Source organism: Dysgonomonas sp. 521, from assembly GCF_010501055.1.
Taxonomy (GTDB): domain Bacteria; phylum Bacteroidota; class Bacteroidia; order Bacteroidales; family Dysgonomonadaceae; genus Dysgonomonas.
This window is the reverse complement of sequence record NZ_QVMO01000070.1, coordinates 22,767-24,785: the sequence shown is the minus strand read 5'-3', so window position 1 is coordinate 24,785 and position 2,019 is coordinate 22,767. Positions and strand designations below refer to the sequence as shown.

Genomic DNA, 2,019 nt, shown 5'->3' with positions numbered 1-2,019 from the left:
TCCCCCTCTCCTGTGGAGAGGGTTGGGGTGAGGTGTATTATTCATCTTTCCATCTCTCCAGTCTCCTCCCCATTTGGGGGAGGCCGGGAGGGGGTCGGAGGCCGGGAGAGAATGGCAGGGCAGACCCCGCCCCTACAAGTGGATATTGTTGCCACGCCTTTTAAGGCGTGGATAAAAAGCCTCCGGGAAAAGACTTTAGTCGAAAAGGGTTTTGGCTAAAGCCTTTATCAATCAGCAATTATATCCCTCCACTTAAAAGTGGAGGCAATTGATAAACAATAAATATAAAATTTTTCGTGCTATTGGCTCATTGGCATATTGGCATATTGGCACATTTGCACATTAACTCATTAATTTATTCTTTTATGAAAACAACCTGCACACAACAGAGCAAGCGAAGGCTATTGCCGTTGCTTCTCTTTGCAATGCTGCTTTTTGGTTCCGGGCTGCGCGCCCAGGTAACCGTAGGGGAAGGCAAAGCCCCCGANGAGGTGTATTATTCATCTTTCCATCTCTCCAGTCTCCTCCCCATTTGGGGGAGGCCGGGAGGGGGTGGCTTAAAAATTACTTTTATGAAAACAACCTGCACACAACAGAGTAAGCGAAGGCTATTGCCGTTGCTTCTCTTTGCAATGCTGCTTTTTGGTTCCGGGCTGCGCGCCCAGGTAACCGTAGGGGAAGGCAAAGCCCCCGAGAATTATTCCATCCTGGAGGTCGTCTCCGGCAGTAGCAACACCGGAGGCCTGCGCCTTCCCCACCTGAGTACCGCCCAGCGCAACGCGCTCAAAGACGGTGCAACAGGCCCGGCATTCTCCTCCGACCCCAACAGGGCGACACCCTTCCTCTACGAAGGGCTGACCATCTACAACACCGATACCCGCTGCGTGGAGTACTACAACGCCCAGCGCTGGATCAGCATGTGCGACGGTACCAGCCAGATGGAGATCAGCCCCAAGCCGTGTACCGATGTTGCCGCTGATGGTACGGGCTGTGACAATGAGTTTAAGATAGAAGACCCCGATTGTGTAAACGGGCCTTTTACCTTTGTCGTGCTGACGGGTGCCGATTACCTCTCGCTGACGGAAACGGACGAAACGGCGGGGACATTCCGCGTCTCGTTCGAGGCCAATAACTCTACCAAGCCCCGCTCGGCGGTGGTACGGGTGACCAGTAGCTGTACGGGCTTATACAAAGACTTCCTGTTCAGCCAACTGGGACAAAGCTGCGACCCTTCTTTGGGCGAAGCACCTGCCATTAACAGCAAGCCTTCGGGTAAGGCCATCTCATTCTGCGCCGGGGGCGCCGTGTACCTTTGGGTAGACCCTGCAACATCAAACCTCGACGAACTGATCTGGACACGCAACAACATAGAGATCGCCCGCGGGGTAAACTACATTACCGTGACACAGGCGGGAGTATACGATATCTGGATGGGACTGATAGGCTGCGGGCAAAAAGCAGGCAACGCCGTTACTGTGAGCAAGGACGGTACGGGAGCCCCTGCGCCCGTGGCTATCGTAGTACGTGGCAACAACGGCATGGTATGCGATGCCAATGGCACCACTACCCTGATAGCCTCCAACCCATCGGGAACAGGCACCGTTGTCTGGTTCAAGGACGGGCAGGACTCGGGGCTTACAGGCTCTGAGATACAGGCAGGCGTAGGCGACTGGTTTGCCGTGGTAAAAGATGGCGACTGCTATTCCACCCCGAGCGAAACGGTAACCGTATCGGTAGACCCTTATGCGGGAGCAGACCTTATTATCCCTATTATTGTCAAACCTGCGACTTTCTGCGCGGGAGGCAGCGTACAGCTATCGGTAAGCAATGTGCAGCCGGGCTATACCTACACATGGTACGAAAACAATACACAAATAGGCACAGGGCAAAGCATACTGTACACCGTACCTGCCACGGGCAGCACCTTCGTGCTTCGCTGCCGGGCTACCATGAGCGGTAGCTGTGCTGCCGAAGTCATCGGTACAGAAAACATCACTACGAGAACAATACCACAACGCC

At 54.2% G+C, this 2,019-nt stretch carries 2 protein-coding genes; both read left to right on the top strand.

The features are described 5' to 3' along the window. The coding region (locus D0T84_RS22605; RefSeq protein WP_221413143.1) for a hypothetical protein at positions 1-219 on the top strand (219 nt) is incomplete at its 5' end. A gap of 353 nt (positions 220-572) precedes the next feature. After that, the coding region (locus D0T84_RS16880; RefSeq protein ID WP_163309035.1) for a BACON domain-containing protein at positions 573-2,019 on the top strand (1,447 nt) is incomplete at its 3' end.